The 2,870-nt window shown below is 63.6% G+C and carries 3 protein-coding genes; 1 reads left to right on the forward strand and 2 read right to left on the reverse strand.

What is annotated here, in order from left to right:
• Positions 1–823: helicase-related protein (locus JCM12296_RS33835; RefSeq protein ID WP_157068164.1), on the reverse strand; the 823-nt coding region annotated here is incomplete at its 3' end.
• Complete coding sequence (locus JCM12296_RS33840) at positions 787–1,839, reverse strand: hypothetical protein (protein ID WP_054702413.1); 1,053 nt, start codon at positions 1,837–1,839, stop codon at positions 787–789. The genes JCM12296_RS33835 and JCM12296_RS33840, both read right to left, overlap by 37 nt.
• A gap of 226 nt (positions 1,840–2,065) precedes the next feature.
• Between JCM12296_RS33840 and JCM12296_RS33845 the strand changes: the two genes are divergently transcribed.
• Positions 2,066–2,870 (forward strand): DUF697 domain-containing protein (locus JCM12296_RS33845; RefSeq protein WP_157068165.1); only part of this gene is annotated, 805 nt, incomplete at its 3' end.

The raw sequence follows: 2,870 nt of genomic DNA on the forward strand, positions 1-2,870 counted from the left end.
CCTGGATGTAGTTCTCCAGGGAACCGGGCATGTCCATGTGCAGCACCAGGCGGATGTTGGATTTGTCTACGCCCATGCCGAAGGCGTTGGTGGCGCTGATCACCGGCACATGCCCCTCGACGAAGGTCTCGATCACGTCGCGCTTCTCCTTGGCCGCCAAGGCGCCGTGGAAGGCCTCGACCGCCACCCCATGATGCCGCAGGAAATCGCGGATCTCCTCGGTGTGGCGTCGCGTGGCCGCATAAACGACCACGCTGGCGTCACTGTCCGTGGCCAGGGTTTCGCGGACAAGGGCCAGCACCTGTTCCGGTTTCTGGGGACCGGCCACGGGCAACACCTCGAAGGTCAGGTTGTCGCGGGTCACCCCACCGCTGAAGTGTTTGAGTTCCTGCCGGAGCTGGTCGCGGAAGTGACCGGTGAGCTCGTCGACCACGTCCTGCTTGGCCGTGGCGGTGAAACCGCAGATCGGCGGCAGGGCCTGGTTGTTTTCGGCGCAAAACTCGCGAATGAAGCGCGCCGCGTAAAGGTAGTCGGGACGAAAGTCATGCCCCCACTTGGAGAGGCAATGGGCCTCGTCGAAAACCCAGCAGCCGATCTCGCGCTGCTTGAGCACCTGCTGCACCGACCGGCTGCGCAGCTGTTCCGGCGACAGGTAGAGGATCGCCACATCCCCCAGGCGTACCCGCTCCAACACGGCGCCGCGTTCCACCGGGGTCAAGAGGCCGTAGACCGCTTCGGCAAAGGGCGTCCCCGTATTTTTCACCAGGTTGTCCACCTGATCCTTCATTAGGGCCTGAAGGGGGCTGATGACGATGGTGAGCAATCCCCGGCGCCAATGCCGCACCAAGCCGGCAACTGGAAACACAGGGACTTGCCGCCGCCGGTGGGCAGGATGGCCAAAAGCGGTTCGTCGCGCATGCCGCTGACCACAATCTCGCGTTGCAAACTGCGCCCCTTGGCATCGGCCGGTTGCGGGCGAAAGGCGGAGAATCCGAAAAACCGCGTCAGATGGCCATCCGGGTCGTGGCTTTGGCGACAGTACCGGCAGGCCGGGTCCTGGCAGGCCAGATCGCGCAGTTCCCGCAATACCGACGGGATGCCGGGAAAACGATGGCGCACCCAGGGCGGCAGCACCGAGTTGGAACCGGCCACCTGCAGCCAGGCCAGGCAGTAGGCCAGCATGGGACGCCGGGCGGCGTCGGCGAGAAGTTCGGGGAGTTGCCGAATGGCGGCAGGCAGGCAGACAATGCCATCGGTGGCATCCAGAAACCAGGTTTGCGCCGCCAAAGGGGACGCCATGCCCGAGGCCCCCAGTCGGGCAAAAACCGCCGCCAACCCGTCGCCGCTGAAGCCGTTGAAGCGCGTACCGGAGAAACAAAACCGGAAAAAGTCGAGCTGCCGGGGATTTTTTGCGCCGATGGTATCGAAGCGTTCCCACTGGTCGGTGAACACGGCGGCGGCCAGGCGCGCGGCGGCCACCGGATCGTTGACGCTGGCACGCACCAGTTTGTAGTCCTTGACCAGGTGGTGGTAGGGATTCTCGGGAAAGGCCAGGGGGGATAGATAGAGGGTGTCGATGACCGGTTTTTGAAGCATCCGCAGATGGGCGTGGGCCGCCGCCAGAACCGGAAAATCGTGCCCCAGGAGATTGTGTCCGAGGATGAAATCGGCCCGATCGGCCAAGGCATCCAGGCGCGCAAGGGTCTTTTGGCCATGGGCCGGCGCCTTTTTCTCGAACACCGTATCGCCCAACACGGCGCCCACGTGCCGGATGCGTCCGGTCCGCGTGGTCTCCAGGTCCAGGAGAAGCGTTCTGGATAAAAGGGCTTGGCGCGTCATGCAGTGTCCCTGAAACCGGGTTTCCGAAAACCCGTGGCCAGTGAATTAACAATATGACCGATATCTTGGAATCGCAACCGGTTGTAGTGGGTTTGCGGCAGTTGTGTCAAGCCGCATTCGCCGCCTGGGCGGATCCCGCCCACGGCCAGCCATCCCGACAGGAAAGCGGTTGCCCGGATCGCCCTTTTGTGCCACCCTATTTCATTAACCGATTCGTAGGCAAAACATGATCGAGCAAAAGAAAGCGGATGCCCTGGCCATCCTCCACCGCATGGAACAGCACGCCGAGAACGGCGGCATCATCACCACCCCTTCCAGCGATAGCGGTGATACGTCATCGACAACCTTGGTTGACAAGTTTTTCGGGTATACCACCCAGCGGCTGACCAGCGTCGACCCGGACAAGGCCGTGGCACGAGTCCAGGCGCTGCGGCGCAAACACCCGGATTTGCGGAACGAGGAACTGGTGGAACGCCTGATCAAGGCCAAATGCCAAAAGGCCGCCACCGTCGGCGCGGCGACATCGGCCGCCAGCGTGTTCCCCGGACTGGGGACGGCAATTTCCGTCACCGTGGGGCTTGTCGTGGACATCGGCAGCACCCTGAAACTGCACGCCGAACTGGTCCTGGAGATCGCCGAGGTTTACGGGCATCGACTGGGCGAAAGCGAACGCAGTGAAGTGCTCCTGGCGGTGACCGGCTTGAGCACCGGCATGGGCCGTCTGGGCGGCTCGGCGGTCAAAGGGCTTTCCCAGAAGGTCGGTGAAATCGCCGCCCAAAAATGGCTGGCCAAGGCGGTTCCGGCCGTGGGCATGGCCGCCTCGGCCACCACCAACGTCCTGTTTACCTATGTCATCGGCAAGCGCGCGGATGCCTATTTCAACCGGGGCCCCGAGGCCCTGGGCGACATCAAGGACAACCTGCGCGCCCTGACCGGGGTGGACGAGCAAAAAATCGCCCAATGGGTGGCGGAAAGCTCGCGCAGCCTGGCCCAGGCATCGGCCAGGGCGGGCAGCGGCATGGTCGCCAGTG

The organism is Desulfosarcina cetonica JCM 12296 (assembly GCF_001311845.1).
In the GTDB taxonomy this organism is placed as follows: Bacteria; Desulfobacterota; Desulfobacteria; order Desulfobacterales; family Desulfosarcinaceae; genus Desulfosarcina; species Desulfosarcina cetonica.